21 protein-coding genes are annotated in these 20,045 nt (G+C 65.5%); 16 read left to right on the top strand and 5 right to left on the bottom strand.

Annotated elements, in window-relative coordinates:
- Window positions 1-4: 4 nt before the first annotated feature.
- Window positions 5-514 carry a hypothetical protein gene (locus tag CAP37_RS06225; protein ID WP_086123380.1) on the bottom strand — a complete coding sequence of 170 codons (510 nt, stop codon included), beginning with the start codon at window positions 512-514 and terminating at the stop codon, window positions 5-7.
- 101 nt (window positions 515-615) lie between these two features.
- Here CAP37_RS06225 and CAP37_RS06230 point away from each other — a divergent pair, with 101 nt between their 5' ends.
- A complete protein-coding gene (locus CAP37_RS06230; protein WP_086123381.1) occupies window positions 616-1,629 on the top strand; it encodes a Ku protein in 1,014 nt (337 codons plus the stop codon).
- 10 nt (window positions 1,630-1,639) lie between these two features.
- Window positions 1,640-4,042, top strand: a complete 2,403-nt coding sequence (ligD, locus tag CAP37_RS06235) for a DNA ligase D (protein ID WP_086123382.1) — start codon at window positions 1,640-1,642, stop codon at window positions 4,040-4,042.
- Here ligD and CAP37_RS06240 read toward each other — a convergent pair.
- Window positions 4,029-4,958: a LysR family transcriptional regulator gene (locus CAP37_RS06240; protein WP_086123383.1), complete on the bottom strand. Its 930-nt coding sequence runs from the start codon at window positions 4,956-4,958 to the stop codon at window positions 4,029-4,031. The two genes, ligD and CAP37_RS06240, sit on opposite strands and share 14 nt — an antisense overlap.
- 123 nt (window positions 4,959-5,081) lie before the next feature.
- Between CAP37_RS06240 and CAP37_RS06245 the strand changes: the two genes are divergently transcribed.
- The 7 genes from CAP37_RS06245 to CAP37_RS06275 are packed head-to-tail and all read left to right on the top strand — an operon-like array spanning window position 5,082 to window position 10,190.
- Window positions 5,082-5,915, top strand: coding sequence for an intradiol ring-cleavage dioxygenase (locus CAP37_RS06245; protein ID WP_086124846.1), 834 nt, complete (start codon window positions 5,082-5,084; stop codon window positions 5,913-5,915).
- Between the two features lie 23 nt (window positions 5,916-5,938).
- Complete coding sequence (locus CAP37_RS06250) at window positions 5,939-7,051, top strand: C4-dicarboxylate TRAP transporter substrate-binding protein (protein WP_256926886.1); 1,113 nt, start codon at window positions 5,939-5,941, stop codon at window positions 7,049-7,051.
- 6 nt (window positions 7,052-7,057) lie between these two features.
- On the top strand, window positions 7,058-7,633 hold the full coding sequence (locus CAP37_RS06255; RefSeq protein ID WP_086123384.1) for a TRAP transporter small permease subunit: 576 nt from the start codon (window positions 7,058-7,060) through the stop codon (window positions 7,631-7,633).
- Window positions 7,626-8,948, top strand: a complete 1,323-nt coding sequence (locus CAP37_RS06260; RefSeq protein WP_086123385.1) for a TRAP transporter large permease — start codon at window positions 7,626-7,628, stop codon at window positions 8,946-8,948. The genes CAP37_RS06255 and CAP37_RS06260 overlap by 8 nt, the downstream gene beginning before the upstream one ends.
- 10 nt (window positions 8,949-8,958) lie before the next feature.
- Window positions 8,959-9,261: a YciI family protein gene (locus tag CAP37_RS06265; protein ID WP_086123386.1), complete on the top strand. Its 303-nt coding sequence runs from the start codon at window positions 8,959-8,961 to the stop codon at window positions 9,259-9,261.
- Window positions 9,262-9,272: 11 nt separating this feature from the next.
- Complete coding sequence (locus tag CAP37_RS06270) at window positions 9,273-9,575, top strand: Dabb family protein (RefSeq protein ID WP_086123387.1); 303 nt, start codon at window positions 9,273-9,275, stop codon at window positions 9,573-9,575.
- Window positions 9,576-9,605: 30 nt separating this feature from the next.
- On the top strand, window positions 9,606-10,190 hold the full coding sequence (locus tag CAP37_RS06275) for a malonic semialdehyde reductase (RefSeq protein WP_086123388.1): 585 nt from the start codon (window positions 9,606-9,608) through the stop codon (window positions 10,188-10,190).
- A 4-nt stretch (window positions 10,191-10,194) separates the two neighbouring features.
- Here CAP37_RS06275 and CAP37_RS06280 read toward each other — a convergent pair whose 3' ends face one another.
- On the bottom strand, window positions 10,195-11,070 hold the full coding sequence (locus tag CAP37_RS06280; protein ID WP_086123389.1) for a LysR substrate-binding domain-containing protein: 876 nt from the start codon (window positions 11,068-11,070) through the stop codon (window positions 10,195-10,197).
- A 109-nt stretch (window positions 11,071-11,179) separates the two neighbouring features.
- Here CAP37_RS06280 and CAP37_RS06285 point away from each other — a divergent pair, with 109 nt between their 5' ends.
- The 5 genes from CAP37_RS06285 to CAP37_RS06305 are packed head-to-tail and all read left to right on the top strand — an operon-like array spanning window position 11,180 to window position 16,248.
- The gene (locus CAP37_RS06285; protein WP_086123390.1) at window positions 11,180-12,076 is read left to right on the top strand and encodes an intradiol ring-cleavage dioxygenase; all 897 of its coding nucleotides are present in this window, start codon (window positions 11,180-11,182) and stop codon (window positions 12,074-12,076) included.
- 45 nt (window positions 12,077-12,121) lie between these two features.
- A complete protein-coding gene (locus CAP37_RS06290; RefSeq protein WP_086123391.1) occupies window positions 12,122-12,937 on the top strand; it encodes a citryl-CoA lyase in 816 nt (271 codons plus the stop codon).
- A gap of 10 nt (window positions 12,938-12,947) precedes the next feature.
- Complete coding sequence (locus CAP37_RS06295) at window positions 12,948-14,120, top strand: CaiB/BaiF CoA-transferase family protein (RefSeq protein WP_086123392.1); 1,173 nt, start codon at window positions 12,948-12,950, stop codon at window positions 14,118-14,120.
- Window positions 14,117-15,112 (top strand): tripartite tricarboxylate transporter substrate binding protein, encoded by a 996-nt coding sequence (locus tag CAP37_RS06300; RefSeq protein WP_086123393.1) that lies wholly within the window; start codon window positions 14,117-14,119, stop codon window positions 15,110-15,112. Before CAP37_RS06295 ends, CAP37_RS06300 begins: the two co-directional genes overlap by 4 nt.
- 50 nt (window positions 15,113-15,162) lie before the next feature.
- Window positions 15,163-16,248, top strand: coding sequence for a C4-dicarboxylate TRAP transporter substrate-binding protein (locus CAP37_RS06305; RefSeq protein ID WP_086123394.1), 1,086 nt, complete (start codon window positions 15,163-15,165; stop codon window positions 16,246-16,248).
- On the opposite strand, the gene CAP37_RS06310 is transcribed toward CAP37_RS06305, so the two are convergent.
- Complete coding sequence (locus tag CAP37_RS06310) at window positions 16,205-17,530, bottom strand: type II toxin-antitoxin system HipA family toxin (RefSeq protein ID WP_086123395.1); 1,326 nt, start codon at window positions 17,528-17,530, stop codon at window positions 16,205-16,207. The genes CAP37_RS06305 and CAP37_RS06310 overlap by 44 nt on opposite strands.
- Entirely contained in the window at window positions 17,527-17,781 is a 255-nt protein-coding gene (locus tag CAP37_RS06315) for a helix-turn-helix domain-containing protein (RefSeq protein ID WP_086123396.1), read from the bottom strand. The genes CAP37_RS06310 and CAP37_RS06315 overlap by 4 nt, the downstream gene beginning before the upstream one ends.
- A 181-nt stretch (window positions 17,782-17,962) precedes the next feature.
- Between CAP37_RS06315 and imuA the strand changes: the two genes are divergently transcribed.
- Both imuA and CAP37_RS06325 read left to right on the top strand, forming a co-directional pair.
- Window positions 17,963-18,787, top strand: coding sequence for a translesion DNA synthesis-associated protein ImuA (imuA, locus tag CAP37_RS06320; protein WP_086123397.1), 825 nt, complete (start codon window positions 17,963-17,965; stop codon window positions 18,785-18,787).
- Window positions 18,732-20,036, top strand: a complete 1,305-nt coding sequence (locus tag CAP37_RS06325) for a DNA polymerase Y family protein (RefSeq protein WP_086123398.1) — start codon at window positions 18,732-18,734, stop codon at window positions 20,034-20,036. Before imuA ends, CAP37_RS06325 begins: the two co-directional genes overlap by 56 nt.
- Window positions 20,037-20,045 lie beyond the last annotated feature (9 nt).

The raw sequence follows: 20,045 nt of genomic DNA on the forward strand, positions 1-20,045 counted from the left end.
CTGGTCAAGCCAAGCGAGAAACCGCTGCACGCAGCAGAACGCGAGAGTAAATCTTGTGAAATCCCAGCAGCACGCGAAACGCGAAGCCCATTCTGGCCTCACCCGTGCGCCTGTCAATCACCGGCACCACGGCCGAGCCGAAATAGAGGCGGGTGCCCGGAGCGCCGTTCACGTCTGCGGGTGAGGACATCAGCCAGGACCGCGTGCGGCCCTGGAAATCGCGCAGGAGCAACTGGTTGGCTTTGCGGCTCTCGACGGACCAGGCCGAGAAGGTGTCAATCTGCCCGGCGCCGAGCGCGTGGGCCTGTTCATCGGTGGCGGGCCGCGAGGCGAACCAGCCCAGCAGGCGCCTCTCCACCTTGAAGACACCCGAGCTGTAGAACGCCGCGACGTACGCCGCCTGCGATACGGTGCCGGGCACGTTCACGGCGTAGCAGTCGGTGAACGATCCCCCTTCGAGGTACTTTCTGAGCAAGGCCTCTTCGGGCAGCGGGCAGGGCTGGATGGATGTCATGTGGGCGCGAGTATCCACCCGGGCGCAACGGGGTGCTGTCCTACACCGGACGGCGTTTGCTGGTGCTAATTTTCTTTTCTCGTATGAAAGGGAAATCCGCCATGGCTGCACGCAGCAAGAAACCACCCCGCGCGGAGGCGGCGGACGAAGGCCAGGCGCCCACCTCCACGCGCACGATCTGGAAGGGTGCGATCAGCTTCGGGCTGGTGCACATTCCGGTGGGCCTTTACTCGGCCACCATGAGCTCGGGTATCGATTTCGACTGGCTCGATCGCCGGTCGATGGACCCGGTGGGCTACAAGCGCATCAACAAGGTGACTGGCAAGGAAGTGTCCAGCGCCGACATCGTCAAGGGTGTCGAGTACGAAGATGGTCGCTATGTTCTGCTCTCGCCCGAAGAGATCGCCGCGGCCTTCCCCAAGGTCACGCAGACCATCGAGATCGAGACCTTCGTCGACGCCGACGAGATTCCTTTTGTGTACCTGGAGCGCCCCTACTACACCGCGCCGCTCAAGCGTGGCGAGAAGGTGTATGCCTTGCTGCGCGAAGCGCTCACCAAGAGCAACAAGGTGGGGCTGGCCAAGGTGGTGATCCAGACCAAGCAGCACCTGGCGGTGCTCATTCCCTGCGGTCGTGCGCTCATCCTGAATCTGCTGCGCTGGGGCGGTGAGATCCGGTCCTTTGAACAGCTCGACCTGCCACCGCTGGGGGTGAAGGCGGCGGGCATCAAGGACGCCGAGATGACCATGGCGATGCAGCTGATCGAAGACATGACGCAGCCGTGGAAGGCAGACGAGTTTCGCAATTCGTTCGCCGACGAAATCAACAAACTGGTGGAGACCAAGGCCACCAAGGGTGAGCTGGCCGAGGTGGCCAAGGTGGACAAGGCGGAGGGAGCGCCTTCTGGCGCGAACGTGCTGGACCTCACCGCGCTGCTCAAGCGCAGCCTGGGTGCCGCGCGCAGCCCCCGGGACCAGCCCGCTTCCGTGACCGAATTGCCCACAGCAAAGGCCGCGCCGGCGCGCAAGGCGGCGGCGAAGAAAAAGCCAGCGACGAAGAAGGCCACCCCCGCGAGCAAGGCGCCTGCGAAGAAGCCGGTGCGTCGCGCAGCCTGAGAGGTGGGGCATGGCAGATGCGCTGGCGCTCTACCGCAAGAAGCGAAACTTCGCCCGCACGCCCGAGCCGGCCGAAGGGGGTGAGGCCAGCACCGGGGCGCTGCGCTACGTGATCCAGAAACACTGGGCCAGCCACCTGCATTACGACCTGCGCCTGGAGCTCGCCGGTACCATGAAAAGCTGGGCCGTGCCGAAGGGGCCGAGCTTCGATCCGAAGGACAAGCGCATGGCGGTGCAGGTGGAAGACCACCCCATTGCCTACAACACGTTTGAAGGCCAGATTCCGCCGGGTCAGTATGGCGCGGGCAAGGTGATTGTCTGGGACAAGGGCCACTGGACGCCCATCGGCGATGCGGCGAAGGGCTATGAGGAAGGCAAGCTCAAGTTCGAACTGCACGGCCACAAGCTGAAAGGCCACTGGACGCTGGTGCGCATGCGGGCCGACGCGGGTGGCAAGGGTCCGCCGTGGCTGCTCATCAAGGAACACGACGAGCACGAACGACCCGCCGACGAATTCAACGTGGTCGAGGAACTGCCCGACAGCGTGAGCAGTCTGCAGACGGCCACGCCGAAAAAGGCTGCTCTCCCTGACCAACTCTCCCCGCAGCTGGCCACCCTGGCCAAGGCGCCGCCCACCGAGGTGGCGGACTGGCTCTGGGAGCTGAAGTTCGATGGTTACCGCCTGCTGGCGCGCAAACAGGGCAAGACCGTTCGGCTGTTCACCCGCAATGGCCACGACTGGACGGGCCGCATTCCCACGCTGGCCAAAGAGGTGGCGGCGCTGCCCCTGAAATCGGGCTGGCTCGATGGTGAGGTGATGGTGGTGGACGAGGAGGGCGTGCCCAATTTCCAGGCCTTGCAGAACGCGTTCGACGCGGTGGAGACGAAACATCTGGTGTACGTGCTGTTCGACCTGCCGTTCGCCGATAGTCTGGATCTGCGCCCCCTGCCGGTGCAAGAGCGGCGAGAGCGCCTGCGCGCGCTGATGGAGGGGCACGCCAGCGATCTGCTGCGCTTCAGCGAAAGCTTCGACGCGCCATCGGCCGATCTGCTCGCTTCTGCCTGCCAGCTCGGGTTTGAAGGGCTGATCGGCAAGCGCAAGGCGGCGCCCTACGCTTCCCGACGCAACACCGACTGGATCAAGCTGAAGTGTGGCCAGCGACAGGAGTTCGTGGTCGGCGGCTACACCGATCCCAAGGGCTCGCGCACCGGCATTGGCGCGCTGCTGCTGGGTGTGCACGATGAAGACGGCGCACTGAAGTTCGCGGGTCATGTGGGATCGGGCTTCAATGAGCGCACCCTGCAATCGCTGCACGGCACGCTGAAAAAGCTCACTGCGAACAAAAGCCCTTTTGCCGGCGCCGGCAAGATTGAAGGCAGGCCCCACTGGGTGAAGCCCAGCCTGCTGGCGGAGGTGTCTTTTGCCGGCTGGACGCAGGAGGGGCGCGTGCGCCATGGCGTGTTTCTAGGGCTGCGCGGCGACAAGCCGGCCGTGGCCATTGCCCGTGAAGAACCTAAAGCGGTGACCACCATGAAAGTCTCCAACCCCGAACGTGTCATCGACCCCGAAAGCGGGCTCACCAAGATGGACCTGGTGCGCTACTACGAAACGGTGGCGCCTTTCATGATGGAGCACCTCAAGGGCAGGCCCGTGGCGCTGGTGCGTGCGCCCGATGGCACCGAGGGTGAGCTGTTTTTTCAGAAGCACCTGGACAAGACCCGCATGGACGGCGTGGCGCTGCTCGACCCCGCGCTGGACGAAGGGCACGATCCCTTGATCGAAGTGGCCCGACCCCAGGGCCTGCTCTCGGCGGCTCAGATGAACGTGGTGGAGTTTCACACCTGGAACGCGCGCAAGGACCGCATCGAACGCCCGGACCGCATGACCTTTGACCTGGACCCCGGCGAAGGCGTGGCCTGGGCGCAGGTGCAGGAAGCGGCAGAACTGGTGCATGTGTTGCTGAAGGAACTGGGCCTGCCGGCGTTCCTCAAGACCAGCGGGGGCAAAGGCCTGCATGTGGTGGTGCCCATCAAGCGGCTGCACGGCTGGGATGCGGTGAAGGGGTTTTCTCAAGCGGTGGTGCAGCACCTGGCGCAGACGATACCCGAGCGCTTCGTGGCCAAAAGCGGCCCGCGCAACCGGGTGGGAAAGATCTTTGCCGACTATTTGCGCAATGGGCGCGGCGCGACCACCGTGAGCGCGTGGTCGGCCCGCTCGCGGCCGGGTCTGGGCATTTCGGTGCCGGTGGCGTGGTCCGAGCTCTCGGGCCTCAAGAGCGGTGCGCACTGGACCGTGCAGACCGTGGACCAGCGCCTTCGCAAGGGCAACTCGCCGTGGGAGGGCTACGACAAGGCGGCCGTGTCGCTGGCGCCAGCCATGCGGCACCTGGGTTTCAAGGTCAGTACACCGTGAACTGGCCGGTCCACTTGCGCTCGTAGTCCATCTTCTTGAAGTGCGCCGCCATGAAGTCGATAAAGGTGCGCACCTTGGCACTGAGGTGCTTGCGGCTCGGGTAGGCCAGGTTGATCGTCAGGCGCGGCAGGTCCCAGTCGTCGAGCATCGGCACCAGTCGGCCGGCCACCACGTCGTCGTACACGATGTAGCTGGGCTGCACCAGAATGCCCATGCCGTCGAGCGCCGCAGCGCGCAATATCTGGCCGTCGTTGCTTTCCAGCAAGCCCTTCACGCTCACGGTGCGGTGCTCGTCCGCGCGCGAGAAGCGCAGCTCGTAGGGGTTGTTGGCGTGGGTGTAGATCAGCAGCTTGTGGCGCTGCAGGTCGTCCAGCGCCTGCGGCACGCCGTGGCGGGCCAGGTAGCCGGGTGAGGCCACCAGAATGCGCCGCGTCTCGGCCAGCCGGCGGATGGTGATGTTGGAGTCGGGTTCGTACTCGCGGTTGCGAATCGCCACGTCGATGTTGTTGTCGATGATGTCCAGGTACCGGTTGGCGGCTTCCACGTGCACCGTGACATTGGGGTAGCGGTCGGTGTACTCGCGCAGCAAGGGCGCGATGTGGTGCATGGAAAACGACAGTGACGCCGTAACGCGCAGAACGCCGGTGGGGTTGAGCGCGGCGGCGTTCACGGTGGACTCGGCGTCGCGCAGGTCGGCCAGGATGGTGCGGGCGCGCTGAAAGAATTCCTGCCCGGTGTCGGTGAGGTAGAGGCGGCGAGTGTTGCGCTCCACCAGGCGCACGCCCAGGCGTTCTTCGAGGGCCGCCAGGTGGCGGCTGGCGCTGGCGTTGGAGAGGTCCAGCAACTCGGCGGCCCGGCTCAGGCTGCCAGTTTCGGCCACTTGCACGAACAATTCGATCTCGGTCCAGCGGTCCATGGTCTGCTCTTTGTTGCGCCTGAAGAAAAAGTCATTTTTGCCGCAGGCATTGGTCTGTCTCCCCCAACGCTCTACATTGTGACGGCACTGCGGGCCAACCGCAGGCGATCTGGAGACATGCGTTTGAGAAACCTCGATCAGTACAACATCACCCAGGCCGTGCTCGCGCGGCTGTCGCAGACACCCGACGCTCGCCTGAAGGAGATCATGACCAGCCTGGTGCAGCACCTGCACGCCTTTGCGCGCGAGGTCAAGCTCACCGAGGCGGAGTGGATGCAGGGCATCCAGTTCCTCACCGCCACCGGCCAGAAGTGCGACGACCAGCGGCAGGAGTTCATCCTTCTCTCGGACACGCTGGGGCTTTCCATGCTGACGGTGGCCATGAACAACGACAAACCCGCCGGCTGCACCGAAGCCACGGTGTTCGGTCCTTTCCATGTAGAGGGCGCGCCCCGGGTAGAGCATGGCGCAGACGTGGCCAACGGCGCCCCGGGAGAACCCTGCCTGGTGCGCGGGAGCGTGCGCGGCCTGGGCGGGGAAGCCGTGGCCGATGCCGAGATCGATGTCTGGCAGGCCGACGCCGACGGGCTTTACGACGTGCAGCGCGAAGGCCTGTCGCAGGCGCAGGGCAGGGCGGTGCTGCAAAGCGCGCCTGATGGCAGCTTCCATTTTCAGAGCGTGGTGGCCGAGCCCTATCCGATTCCCGACGATGGTCCCGTGGGCGACATGTTGCGCGCCACCAAACGCCATCCCTGGCGGCCGGCCCATCTGCATTTCATGATCCGCGCACCCGGTTACGAGACGCTGGTGACCCATGTGTTCCGCGCTGGCGACCCTTACCTCGATTCGGATGCGGTCTTCGGCGTGCGCCAGTCGCTGGTGGCCGAGTGGGTGCGGCAGCCCGATGGCTCGACCACCCTGGATTTCGATTTCGTGCTCAACCCCGTGAAAAATTAAGCCAACCCGCAGGAGACAAAACCATGATGAATATGAACAAGCGCATCTTTCACCGCACCGCCCTGGCCACGGCCATCGGGGCCACGCTGCTCACCGCGGGCCTCGGGCCCGTGCACGCGCAGCAGACCTTCAGGCTCACCATTGCTTCCAGCCACCCGACCACGCTGCCCTGGGTCGGCCTCATGAGTACGCTCTTTGTCCCCGAAGTCAACAAGCGCGTGGAGGCGCTGGGAAAGGGTTACAAGATCGAATGGAAAGAGGCCTACGGCGGCCAGCTTTACAAGATGAACGCCACGCTCTCCAGCGTGGGCGAGGGCATTGCCGACATCGGCTGGGTGTTCGCCAACCTCGAATCGGCCAAGATGCCGCTCACGCAGTACGCCACGGTGACGCCATTCGCCACCGGCGATGTGCGCATGCTGCTGGAGGTGGCCAACGAGATGAACGAGAAGGTGCCCGCCCTCAAGGCCGAGTGGGACCGCAACAACCTGGTGTTCCTCGGCGCGTCGGGGGTGGACACCTACCACCTGTTCACCAAGATGCCGATCAGCACCTATGCCGATCTGAATGGCAAGAAGATCTCTGCCCCGGGTGCGGTGGGCACCTGGCTGCGCGGCTCGGGTGCGGTGGCGGTCGATGGCTCGCTCACCAGCTACTACACCGACATCCAGACCGGCGTGAGCGAAGGCACCATCTCCATTTCCACCGGCATCCTGCCGAACAAGATCTACGAAGTGGCGCCCTACGTGACCACCGTGGACATCGGCGCGCTCTACAACGGCGGCATGGCCATGAACAAGGACAGCTTCAGCAAGATGCCGCCCGAGGTGCAGAAGATCATCAAGGACGTGGGGCTGGAGTACTCGAAGACGCTGGGCAACACGCTGATGCAGCGCTACGAAGCCGCGCTCAAGTCCATCCAGACGCAGGGTGCCACGCAGAGCGTGCCCGTGAAGGTGGCGCCCATGGCCCCTGGCGAGCGCGAGAAGTGGGCCAGCACCATGCCCAACATTGCCGCCGACTGGGTGAAGTCCAACGCCTCGCGTGGCCCTTCGGCGCTGATCGTGAAGACCTACATGGAAGAGCTGCGCAAGCGCGGTGCCAAGCCCCTGCGCGACTGGGACAAGGGCCTCTGATCCCCCATGAGTTACGAAGCCAACACCAATCTCGACGAGGCACCGGCCCCGTCGGCGCCCAGCAGCCCGTTCGGCCACCTGGTCGACGGGCTCAACGGCCTCGGTTCCATCGTGATCGGCATGGTCATGGTGCTGATGTGCGCCGATGTGTTCCTGCGCAACGCATTCAACAAGCCCATCGACGGCGTGGCCGAGCTGGTGGCCGCGTCCATCATCGTCATCGTGTTCCTCCAGTTGCCCAGCACGTTGAGGCATGGGCGCATGAGCCGGGCTGATCTGTTCATTGATCCGTTTCTTGTCAAGCGGCCGCGCGCCGGTCTGCGCTTGCGGGCGCTGTTCTCGATCTTCGGCATCTTTGCCTGTGGCGTCATTGCGTACGCCACGCGGCCGCTGCTGGTGAAGGCCTGGAACAACAACGAGTTCATCGGCATCGAGGGTGTGTTCACCTTTCCCACCTGGCCCATGGCCCTGGTGGTGACGATGGGTGGCGCGCTCGCCGCCGTGCAATATGCCTTGCTCGCCTGGCACGACCTGCGCGACAGCGGCACTGCACCGGTTCGCGGCGGAGGCGGCCATGAGTGAACTGATGATCGGTTTTCTGGCCATCGGCCTGATGCTGGTGGCCATCGTCATCGGCATGCACATTGGCGTGGCGCTCATCGTCACGTCGTTCCTCAGCGTGTGGCTGCTCAAGTCGCCCGAGATCGCGGCGCGCTTTGTGGGGGCCGCGGCCAACGATTCGATCCGCGATTACCTTTTCGGCGTGGTGCCGCTGTTCGTGCTCATGGGCATGTTCGTGAGCGTTTCCGGGGTGGGGCGCGACACCTTCGATGTGTTCCAGTGGCTGCTTCGGCGGCTGCGCGGCGGCCTGGGCCTGGCCACCGTGGGTGCCAACGCGGTGTTCGCCGCCATCACCGGCATCTCCATCGCTTCGGCCTCGGTGTTCACCAAAGTGGCCACGCCCGAGATGATTCGCCATGGCTACACCCCACGCTTTGCCGTGGGCGTGGTGGCCGGCTCCTCGGTGCTGGGCATGTTGATTCCGCCTTCGCTGCTGATGATCATTTACGGCGTGCTGGCCGAGGAATCGATCGGGCGCATGTTTCTGGCGGGCATCCTCCCGGGCTTGATCATGGCGGGTGCGTTTGCCGGCCTGATTCTGGCGATGGCCTACTTCTGGCCACACAAGATCTACGCCAGTGGCGCACCGCAAACGGCGGAACAGGCTGACACGGAAACCTGGGCGAGTGCGGCCGTGAAGTTCTTCCCCATCCTGGCGCTGGTGGTGCTGGTGCTGGGTGGCCTCTACAGCGGGTTCTTCACGCCCACCGAGGCCGGCGCCGTGGGCGCTGCTGGCGCCTTTGTCATTGCCCTGGTGCGCCGCCGCCTGACCTGGCGCAAGTTGTGGAACGTGCTCACGGAGACCGGCTATGTCTCGGTGTCGGTGCTGTTCCTCATCATCGCGGCATCGCTGTACAGCCGCATGCTGGCGCTCACCGGCATGCCAGCCGGCATCACCAGCGCCATCACCGACATGGGCCTCGGACCCTGGGGCTTCCTGATCGCCTACCTCGCCATCGTCATCGCGCTGGGCTGCATCATCGATTCGGTGTCCATCATGCTGATCATGCTGCCCATCGTGCTGCCCATTGCCACGGCGTTCAACATGGACCTGATCTGGTTCGGTGTGCTGACGGTGGTGGCGGTGGAGGTCGGCCTGCTGACGCCGCCGTTCGGCGTGTCGGTGTACACGGTGAAATCCGCGCTCAACGATCCTCGCATCACCATCCGCGACATCTTTGCAGGCGCCTTCCCCTTCGTGCTGGCGATGATCGCCGTGCTGGTGGTTCTCGCCATCTTCCCGGGCCTGTCGACCTGGCTGGCGCGCATGCAATGAAGGTGACGCCATGATCTACATCTTTCACCTGCTCGACAAACCTGGCGCCAGCGAATTGCGCCAACGCATTCGCCCGCTGCACAAGGACTACCTCGGTGCGGTGGCCGACCGCATCGCCTTTGCAGGCCCCTTGCTGGCCGACGACGGGCAAACCATGGTGGGCAGTCTGCTGGCCATCGATTTCCCGGACCGGGAAGCCGCCCGGGCCTGGCTGGCCCGGGAGCCTTTCACGCAGGCCGGCGTCTACGCAGGCAGCACCGTGCACGCTTTCGCCAACCTCTGGCCCCAGAAGGCCGGTTTTCCCTCCACCTGATGCGACCGAGCATGATCAAACACATCGTCATGTGGAACATCCTGGGCAGCACCGAGGATGAAAAGGCTGGCAACGTGAGCCGGCTCAAGGCGGCGTTCGAGGGCATACGCGAACGCATACCGGGCCTGCTCCGGATGGAGATCGGTGTCGATGAGAGCCGGGTCGACTACGCCTGCGACGTGGTGCTGTACTCGGAGTTCGAATCGCGCCAGGCGCTGGCCGCTTATACAAATCACCCCGAGCACCTGCGCGTGCGGCGCGAGCTGGAAGGTCTGCGCATTGCGCGACACCAGGTCGATTTTGAAGCCTCCTGAATTTCAACCCACCCCAAGCAGAACCCATCCATGACCATCGACGCCAAAGCCCTGGACCTGATCTTTCTGAAGGCGCGCACCGCCAACGGCTTCACCAGCGATCCGGTGCCGGAGTCCCTGCTGCGGCAGGTGTACGACATCGCCCGCATGGGGCCGACCTCGATGAACACGCAGCCCACGCGCTACGTGTTCCTGAACTCGCCCGAGTCGCGCGCGCGCCTGCTGCCAGCGCTCACGCCCGGCAACCTCGACAAGACCCGCGATGCCCCGGTTACCGTGATCGTGGCCACCGACACGAAGTTCTTCGAGTTCATGCCCCAGGTGTGGCACCGCGAAGGCGCCAAGGAAAACTTCGAGAGCAACCCGGCCCTGAGCGAAGCCACCGCCACGCGCAACGGCACGCTGGGCGGCGCCTACTTCATCATCGCGGCGCGTGCTCTCGGGCTGGACTGCGGGCCGATGAGCGGCGTGGACCTGAACAAGGTGAACGCCGAGTTTTTCCCCGACGGCCGCTGGCGCGCCAACTTCCTCATCAACCTCGGCCAGGGCGACGACAGCAAACTGTTCGACCGCAACCCGCGTTTGAGCTTCGAGCAGGCTTGCCAGATTCTTTGATGAGTTAGCCCGCGGCACGGCGAATCACGGAGGCCATGTGTTTGACGATGGGAGAGCGGTTCGCGCCCTTCTTCCACAGCAGCCCGGGCGTGCGGATCGGTGTCGGGTCTTCGATGGGCACCACGCGCAAATCAGCCGCCGGCATGACCGCCGTCTCGGCAATGATGCCGGCCAGATCGGTCTGGCGAATGAGTTCGATCATGGGTGCGATGGAGTTCAGCTCGGCGATGACCAGTGGCTGCGCGCCAGCCGCTTCGAAGCAATCGTCCAGCAGCTTGCGGGTGGAGAACTGCGACGGCAGCAGCACCATGCGGCAGTGGTGGAGCTCCACCATGCGCACGCGCCTGCGCCTCGCCAGCGGGTGCGATGCGGCCACCACCAGCTTCAGCTCCTCGTTGTAGAGCGGCTCGAACCACAGCTCGGTGCGGTCGTCGGGCCGGTACGACACGCCCAGGTCCAGGTGGCCGCTGACCAGTCGCCGGGCGATCAGTTCGGCGGAGAGTTCTTCCACGCTCACCTTGATGCCGGGGTGGTGGCCCAGGAACGCCGACACGCACAGCGGCACCAGCCGCGTGTTGAAACTGTGCGTGGCGCCAATGCGCAGTTCCCCCGCCAGGGTTTCAGGTGCGTGCTTGAGCGATTGCAGACCCCGGTCGATCTGCTGCAGCGCCGGCATGAGGTGGCTGCGCAGCATCTCGCCGGCTTCAGTCAGGGCCACACGCTTGTGGCCCCGGTCGAACAGCACCAGCCCAAGCTCTTCTTCCAGTTGCCGTATCTGGTGCGAAAGCGTCGACTGCGTGACGTGCAGGCGCTCGGCAGCGCGGGTGAAGTTCTGAGTTTCGGCCACGGCATCGAAGTAGCGCAGGTGCCTGAGTTCCATCGCAAGCTCCAGGTTTCATGTATCGATGTCATCGATGGTAGCGGTCGAAAATCATCACTTCCATCGTCATAAACCCACCCCTAGACTCACGCCATAAAGGAGACAAGACATGGCCCAACTCGAAGCCGGCGACATCACGCAGGCTGTGATCGATCGCCTCGCCGACTGCACCGATCCCCGATTCAAGCAGGTCATGAGCGCCCTGGTGCGCCACGCCCATGCCTTCGTGCGCGAAGTTGAACTGAGCGAGGCGGAATGGATATCGGCCATCGGTTTCCTGACCGAAACCGGCAAGACCTGTGACGACAAACGCCAGGAATTCATCCTGCTCTCGGACACGCTGGGCATCTCGATGCTGGTGGTGGCCATCAACCAGCTCAAGGCCGCGCGCGCCTTCCAGGCCGCCGGTGGCGGCACGAGCACACCCACCGAGGCCACCGTGCAGGGCCCGTTTTACTGGGAAGGTTCGCCCGAACTGGAGCTGGGCAGCGACATCGGCGAGCAGATGCCGGGCGAGCCGGCTTACTACCACGGCACCGTGACCGACACCCAGGGCAACCCCATTGCCGGCTGCTGCCTCGATGTGTGGTCGGGCGACGGCGACGGCGTGTACGACATGCAGATGGGCGATGACACCGGCATGCGCCTTCGTGCGCGCTTCCGCACCGATGCGAAGGGCCGCTACCGTTTCTGGTCGATCAAGCCTTCGTTCTACCCGGTGCCCGATGACGGCCCGGTGGGCGACATGCTGCGCCGCATGGGCCGGCACCCCAACAGGCCCGGGCACATTCACATGAAGGTGTACGCACCCGGCCACCAGACGGTCACCACGCACCTCTTCGTGGCCGACAGCCCCTACCTCGATTCGGACGCCGTGTTCGGCGTGCGCGACAGCCTCATCGTGCCGTTCGACCAGCATCCGCCGGGGACCGCGCCCGACGGGCGCAGCATGAACGTGCCGTACCACAGCGCCACTTACGACTTCCGCCTGGTGCCTGCCGCCTGAGCGCGCTGTCATTCATCCCCACCTTCACCGCAACGGAGACCTCTTTTGAAAATCGGCAAGGCCACAGTGCCCGAGTCCGCCATTTGTGCCTCGAACCCCGACACCATCGTGGTGCGTGGCGAAGACCTGTGCCAGGATTTGATCGGCCAGGTGAATTTCGCAGACTATTTCTACCTGCTGCTCACCGGCCGCAAGCCCGATTCACCGGCCAGCGCGGTGCTCAACGCCACGCTGGTCGCCATTGCCGAACACGGGCTGGTGCCCAGCGTGCAGGCTGCCCGCATGACGCTGGCGGCCGCGCCCGACGCGCTCCAGGGTGCGGTGGCCGCGGGCATTCTGGGTTGTGGCTCGGTGATCCTGGGCGCGTCCGAAACCGCAGGCCGCCTGTTCGACGAGATCGACCAGGCCGCGCCCGCGCACGGTGGAGATTTGAATGCCGCGGCTCGCGCCGTGGTGGGCGAGTGGCGTGCGCGCAAGCAGGCCGTACCCGGCTACGGCCACCCGTTGCACAAGGCACGCGATCCGCGTGTGGACGCCCTGTTTCGCGTGTCGAAAATGGCGGGAGGTGGACAACGTTTTGTGCAGATCGCCGAAGCGGTGGAAGCCGTGCTGCCCGAGGTGATTGGCAAGGACCTCAAGCTCAATGTGTCCGCGGCCATACCGGCGGTGCTGCTGGGCGTGGGCTTCCCGCTCAATGCGCTCAAGGGCGTGCCCATGCTGGCGCGCTGCGCTGGCCTGATTGCCCACATGAGCGAGGAGCTGGAGACGCCGATCGGCTTTGCGCTGTCTTACCAGGCCACGCGTGAGCTGCGCTACACCGGCTCCGTGCCCGAGGGCTTCGTGCCCGACCAGAAGCTTTGAAGGCAACAAAATGACCCAGGTACTCAAAGGCCTTCGCGTGGTGGAACACGGCACCTTCATCACCGGGCCGGCGGCCTCGATGATGCTGGCCGACATGGGCGCCGAAGTGGTTAAGGTGGAGCTGCCCGGCACGGGCGACCCCTTCCGTGCCTTCAAGGGTGGGCTCTACAGCCCGCACTACCAGACCTACAACCGCAACAAGCACAGCGTGGCACTGGACACGCGCAAGCCGGAAGACCGCGAGACCTTCGATCGACTCATCGAAGGGGCGGATGTCTACATCCAGAACTTCCGCCCCGGCTTCGCCGAACAGATCCATGCCGGAGAAGCGCGCTTGCGTGCGCTCAACGAGCGCCTGATTTACTGCGCCATCAGTGGCTTCGGCCAGGACGGACCGGCGGCAGGTCGGCCAAGCTACGACACCGTGGCCCAGGCCGCCAGTGGCTACCTGCGCCTGCTGGTGAACCCGGCCAACCCGCGCGTGGTGGGGCCGGCCATTGCCGACGCCATGACCGGCTACTACGCCGCCTTCGGCATTCTGGGCGCGTTGTTCGAGCGGCAGCAGAGCGGGCAGGGCCGCAAGGTGGAGGTCTCGATGTTCGAGGCCATGGCGCATTTCAACCTCGACGCCTTCACGCACCTGTTCTCGGTGGGTGAAGTCATGGGTCCCTACAGCCGGCCCAGCGTGTCGCAGTCTTACGTGCTCGAATGCGCGTGCGGCGGCTGGATTGCGCTGCACATGTCTTCGCCCGAAAAATTCTGGCAGGGCCTGGCCAACGCCATGGAGCGGCCCGACATCTTTGAGGACGAGCGCTTCGCCAGCCGGCCCGGCCGCATTGCCAACCAGGATGCGCTGATTGATCTGCTGGGCGGTATCTTCAAGGAGCGCACGCGCGACGACTGGTGCGCCCGCCTGGTGGCGCAGGACGTGCCGCATGCCCCCATGTACCGCACCGACGAAGTGCCCGAAGACGCGCAGGCCAAGCACCTGCAACTGTTCGTGGACACCCACCACCCGGTGATGGGCGCTTCGCGCACCGTGCGCTCACCGCTCAGTTTCGATGGCCAGCGCAGCCTGGACGTGAGCCCACCACCCACCCTGGGCGAGCACAACGCGCTGTACGCGCGCGGCTGGCCCGACACCGCTACCCAAGACCTGAGCAAAAAGAAGGAGACCGTATGACCCGTTTTCAACGCCAGCCCAGCCGACGCGAAGCCCTGATCGGCCTCGGCGCCACGGCCGCAGGCCTGACGCTGCCACTGAGTGCCTTTGCGCAGGCCTACCCGGACAAACCGGTGCGCATGATCGTGCCGTTTGGGCCCGGCACCACCACCGACATCATTTCGCGCGTGGTGGGCGATGGCATGTCGCGCGAGCTCGGCCAGCCCCTGGTGGTGGAAAACCGCGCCGGTGCGGGTGGCTCGGTGGGTTCGCAGCAGGTGGCGCGGGGCGCGGCCGATGGCTACCAGATCGTCATGGGCACGGTGGGCACGCACGCCATCAACGCCACGCTGTTCCGCAGCCTGCCATACGACCCGCTGAAAGACTTTGCGCCGATTGCGCTGGTGGGCTACACGCCCACGCTGCTGGTGGTTTCAGCCCAGGGCCCGCTCAAGACCCTCGCCGATCTGAAGGCGCGCGCTGCGCAGGGGCAGGGCGTGAGTTTTGCATCCGCCGGCAACGGCACCTCGGGCCACCTCGCGGGCGAGTTGCTGAAAGCGCGCCTGGGTGGCCAGATGCTGCACGTGCCGTACAAGGAAGGCGGCATGGCCATGAACGATGTGATGGGTGGCCGCGCCGACTTCATGTTCTACCACCCGGCCGCCGTGCTGCCGCACATTCAGGGTGGTCGCCTGCGTGCGCTCGGTGCCTCCAGCGTGCAGCGCAGCGCCGCTGCGAAAGACGTGCCCACCATCGCCGAGCAGATCAACGCGGACTTTGACCTCGTGGCCTGGTTCATGTTGTACGCGCCAGCGGCCACGCCGGCCCCGGTGCTGGCCCGCCTGCGCCAGGCCGCCGCCACCGCGCTGGCCAGCCCCGAGGTGGCGCCCAAGCTCGCTGCGCAAGGCGTGGAGCAGCGCCCGCTGGGACCCGATGCCATGGCCGAGTTCGGCCGTGCAGAGGTCACCAAATGGGCCGCGCTGGTGCGCCAGTCCGGCGCGCAGGTCGATTGAGTTTTTTCGCGTTCGCATACCCATACCCAGACCCACAACAGGAGACAAGCATGAAACGTTCGACCTTCGTCCGCCTGGCTGCTTCGGCAGCCGTTGCGATGAGCCTGCCCATGGCCGCCTCGGCCCAGCAGGTGATCAACCTCACCGTGGCTTCCAGCCACCCCACCACCATTCCGTGGGTCGGCTTCATTCCGCAGGTGTTCATGCCCGAGGTGGACAAGCGCCTGGCCGCGGGTGGCAAGTACAAGATCCAGTGGAAAGAAGCCTTCGGTGGCCAGCTCTACAAGGCCAATGCCACGCTGACTTCGGTGGAGCAGGGCATCACCGACCTTGGCTGGGTGTTCAGCTACCTGGAGCCGGCCAAGATGCCGATCAGCCAGCTCAGCGTGCACACGCCCTTCGTCACCAGCGACACGCGCATCGTGCTTGGCGCCATGAACGAACTGATCGAGAAGAACCCGGCCTTCAAGAACGAGTGGGACAAGTACAACCTGGTCTTCCTCGGCGCCACCGGTTCCGACACCTACGACATCTTCACCAAGTTCCCGGTGAAGTCGATCGAGGACTTGCGCGGCAAGAAGATTTCGGCCCCCGGCATCCTGGGCCAGTGGCTGCGCGGCGTGGGCGCCACACCGGTCGACGGCGCGCTCACCACCTTCTACACCGACATCCAGACCGGCGTGTCCGACGGCGTGGTCTCGCTGGCCACCGGCATCCTGCCGACCAAGATCTACGAAGTGGCGCCCTATATCACCAAGGTGAACATGGGCGTGGTGTTCTCGGGTGGCCTGGCCATCAACAAGGACACCTGGAACAAGCTGCCGCCCGAGGTGCAGGTGGCCATGCGCGAAGCCGGCGCCGAGTATTCGCGCCGCCACGGTGAAGACCTGGTGCAGCGCCACGAGAGCGCCATCGCCCGCATGGTCGAAGTGGGCAAGACGCAGAACCCACCCGTGACCGTGACGCCGATGTCTGAAGCCGATCGCCGCAAGTGGATCGATCAGCTTCCCGCGCTCTCGCAGGAATGGGTGAAGAACAACGAAGCGCGCGGCACGCAGGCCAAGGCGCTGCTGTCGCAGTACATCGCCGCTGTCAAGGCACGCGGCGCGAAGCCCGAGCGCGACTGGGAGCGTTGATTCTGTTGGGCGGTGGCGAGAAGCCTGTGAAGGCTTCACCCGCTGCCCAATCGCCTGCCGCATAGACGCGCTCATCGCGCAGACCTTGCACGCCTTCGGCCCAGGCCACGAGCATGCGTTTGCCGATTGCTTCAAAGCCGGGATGTTGCGCCATTGCCTGGCGCACCAACGGTCCCACATCAGCCACTGCATCGCTGATGGCTTGCACCATCTGTTGCTGCTCCCTGGGTTGAATGCCCAGGATGGCTGCAATGAATTTTTGCAGGCTCTTGCCCGGCGTCCATGTTTTCCTGCCCATGAATTCGATGGCGGGCGGGTTGTGTTCAAAGCCCGCGTACACGCTGGTCGTCAGCATGTCGTACGCCGGTGTCAGATGCACATCGGCACGGCTGGTATAGAGCAGTGCCAGATTCTTGGCATGGCAGTCGGCATTGCGCAGGGCGTAGGTGAGCAGCAAGATGGCGGCGAGCTGGCGGCAGGTCTCCAGCCGCTGCGGGCCCGGCACGTGGTCTCGCACGGCTTTGGCGATGCGCTCCCAGGTGGTGTCGTACTTCGCGGCGGGCCGCAAGCCCAGCAGGCTGCAGAAGTCTTCCATGCCCCAGTGGGGCTGGCCCTGTTCGTCCACATCGAAGCGATGCACCACCAGCGCCTGGCCGTCGTCGGACACTTCGGTCCGTGCAGCAGGCATGACGCGGCGGGTCACCTCCATGCACAGGTGTTCGTTCAGCGCGACGAAAGGCAGCCGCGCACTGGAGCCCTTGATGATGTGACGGCGCGTGATCAGGCTGGTCTTCTTGTGCAGGCCCAGGGGTGAGCCAGGGGCGGCCTGCGCGTCCAGGAATTTGGGCACGACACCCGATACCCCACTGGTGGCATGTTCGCGCACCAGTGCGGCAAAAGCCGCTTCGGAGTTGTCTCCCTTCAGCAGCGAGGCGACTTCAAGGAAGGATGTGGGTTCGCTGAGTTCGGCGCCTGCCGAAGCCACCTGCACACGGCCCACCATGTTGCGCCCGATGACCGACAACAAGGCGACCGGGCTCGCGCCGATGTGCGGGCCGAACTGTTCCTGCAGCACTTGAAGCAGGTAGCCCTCGGGCAGGTTCATTTGCAGAGTGGGGGGAAGCGTGTCGTCCCACACGTAGCTTTCGGTGCGCACCGGCATGGTGAGCGAGACGAAATCATCGGGCGCGGTATTGGCGTTGTAGGCGAGCACGCTCCTGAAGTCGCCCGACTGTTCCAGCGTGGCCACATTGCGGCCCATCACGTAAACCGACAGTTTCATGCCTGGTTGCGCTCCCGGCGCAGCTCATCCAGCGTGCCTGCCTGACCAGTGGGCACCACATTCAGTTCCATGCCGAGAACCGCCAGCACGGCCAGCAGCTTTCGCGATCCAAATTCGGCGCTGCGTCCGCGCTCGAAGCGGGACAGGGATTCAGCCGTGATGCCGGCTTGCTCGGCCACGACCTGTTGGCGCAAGCCCAATGCCTTGCGGCGCATTGCCACTGTGTGACCCAGTTCCTGAAGCGTTTGCATTTGATAAATAGATCAATAATTTGTTGGATAGTAGATTTATTTGATAAAAATATCAAGTTTTTGGTGAGGGATTCTTGATGACCGCCCAGCGCTGCATCTTGTCGATGGACAGTGGGATGGCTTTCAGATACTGTACGTTCATACAGTTTCAGGTTCGTTTGATTTCCCACCACCCCACGCCATGCAGCCCGCCCTCAACTGGCAGGAGGAAGATCCGTCTTCCCCTGCCGTTTCTCCGCCTTCCCGCCCGGCGCATCCCGCTGGTGGGTGGTCGGCCGCCGTGGCCTCGGCCTTGTGGCGTGGGGATCAGCTCGGCACGCCGGTGTCTGCCGTGTGGCCCAGCGGGTTCCCCGTGCTGGACGCGCAGTTGCCCGGCGGTGGCTGGCCCGGCCATGGGCTGACCGAAATCCTCACACCGCACAGCGGCACGCTGGAATGGCGCCTGCTCGGGCCGGCGCTGCGCCAGGTGTGTGCCGCCGGGCAACCGGTGGTGGTGGTGGGCCCGCCGCTGGCGCCGCACCTGCCGGGTTTGCGCTTTGAAGGCATCGACGAACGCCGGCTGGTCTGGGTGCAGGCCGATTCGGCGCCCGAGCGCCTGTGGTCGGCCGAACAGCTCGTCAAGGCGCAGGCCTGCGGTGCGCTCGTGGTGTGGCTGCCGCAGGCGCGCCCCGCGCAGATCCGCCGGCTGCAGGTGCTGGCCGCCAGCTTCGAATCGCCGGTGTTCGTGTGCCGGCCCAGCCGGGCGCTCGGCGAATCGTCGGCGGCGCCGCTGCGGCTGCAGGTGCGCGTGGGGCCTGATTGGGAACTGCACGTGCGCATTGCCAAGCGCAAGGGCCCGCCGCTCGATGACACCCTGCGCCTGGCCTCGGTGCCCGGCGGCCTGCAAGCCTTCATCACCCCCCGGCTGCGCCAGCCCAGCCGGTGGACGCCCCGCGAAGAAGAGGTCGACCATGTTGTGGTCCGCACTCCTGCCCAGCCCAGCCCACAGCCCAGCCCCGCGCACTGAGGCCGCGCAGCGCGCGCTGGCGACCTGGGCCCTGCAGTTCACACCCCGCGTGGCGCTGGTGGATGAAGCCGTGCTCATGGAAGTGCAGGCCAGCGTGCGGCTGTTCGGCGGCAAACGCGCGCTGCGCGACCGCGTGCTGGGCGAGGGGCGTGAAGTGGGTGTGGCGCAACTCGCCTGGGCGCCCAACGGCCTGGCCGCGCTGGCGCTGGCGCGCGCCGGCATCGAGAACGGTTTCAAGCGAGAGCTCGATGCCCTGCTGGACACCCTGCCCATGGCCACGCTGAGCGCCACGCATCCGCACCGCCTCACGCTCGAACACATCGGCTGCCGCACGCTGGGCGACGTGCGTGCGCTGCCGCGTGGTGGCATGGCGCGGCGGTTCGATCAGCACCTGCTCAAGGCGCTCGACCAGGCCTATGGCCTCGCGCCCGAAGTGCACGAATGGGTGACGCTGCCCGAGCATTTTGAAGAGCGGCTCGAACTCATGGCACGCGTGGAGCAGGCGCCGGCCCTGCTGTTCGGCGCGCGGCGCCTGCTGCTCGTGCTCAGTGGCTGGCTGGCGGCGCGGCGCGCGGGCGTTACAGCCTTTACGCTGAAATGGGCGCACGACGCGATGCGCGCGCGCGCGGCGGGCGAGGGCGGCGAGATCACCATCGGCACGGCCGAGCCCACGCGCGACATCGAGCATTTGTGCCGGCTGCTGGCCGAGCATCTTGCGCGCGTGCAACTGCTCGCCCCCGTGGGCGATCTGGTGCTGGTGGCCACCGAAGTGCAGCCCCTGCACGAGGTGAGTGCATCGCTGCTGCCCGATGCCGTGCGACAGGGCGAAAAGCTGGGTCTGGTGCTGGAGCGGCTGTCTGCTCGCCTGGGGCCGCAGCGCGTGCTGCGCCCGGTGCTGTGCGAAGACCACCGCCCCGAATGGATGTGCCGCTGGCAGCTGGCGGCGCTGCCCCTGCCGCGCCACGGCGCACCCACCACCGGTCTGCCCCAGCCGGCCTTTCTGCTGCCCGTGCCGCTGCGCCTGCTCGTGCGCGAGCACCGGCCGCTCTACCAGGGCGAACTGGTGCTGCTGCTCGGGCCGCAGCGCGTGGAAGGCGGGTGGTGGGACCGCGTGGGCGATGAAGACCGCATGCGCAACGTGGTGCGCGATTACTGGGTGGCGCTGTCGCCGCAGGCGGGTGTGGTGTGGGTGTTCCAGACGCGGCTGGATGAATCAGCCTGCTGGTTTCTGCATGGGCACTTTGCTTGAGGCGCTGCG

This window comes from Hydrogenophaga sp. IBVHS1 (assembly GCF_002127265.1).
Classification (GTDB): Bacteria; Pseudomonadota; Gammaproteobacteria; order Burkholderiales; family Burkholderiaceae_C; genus Hydrogenophaga.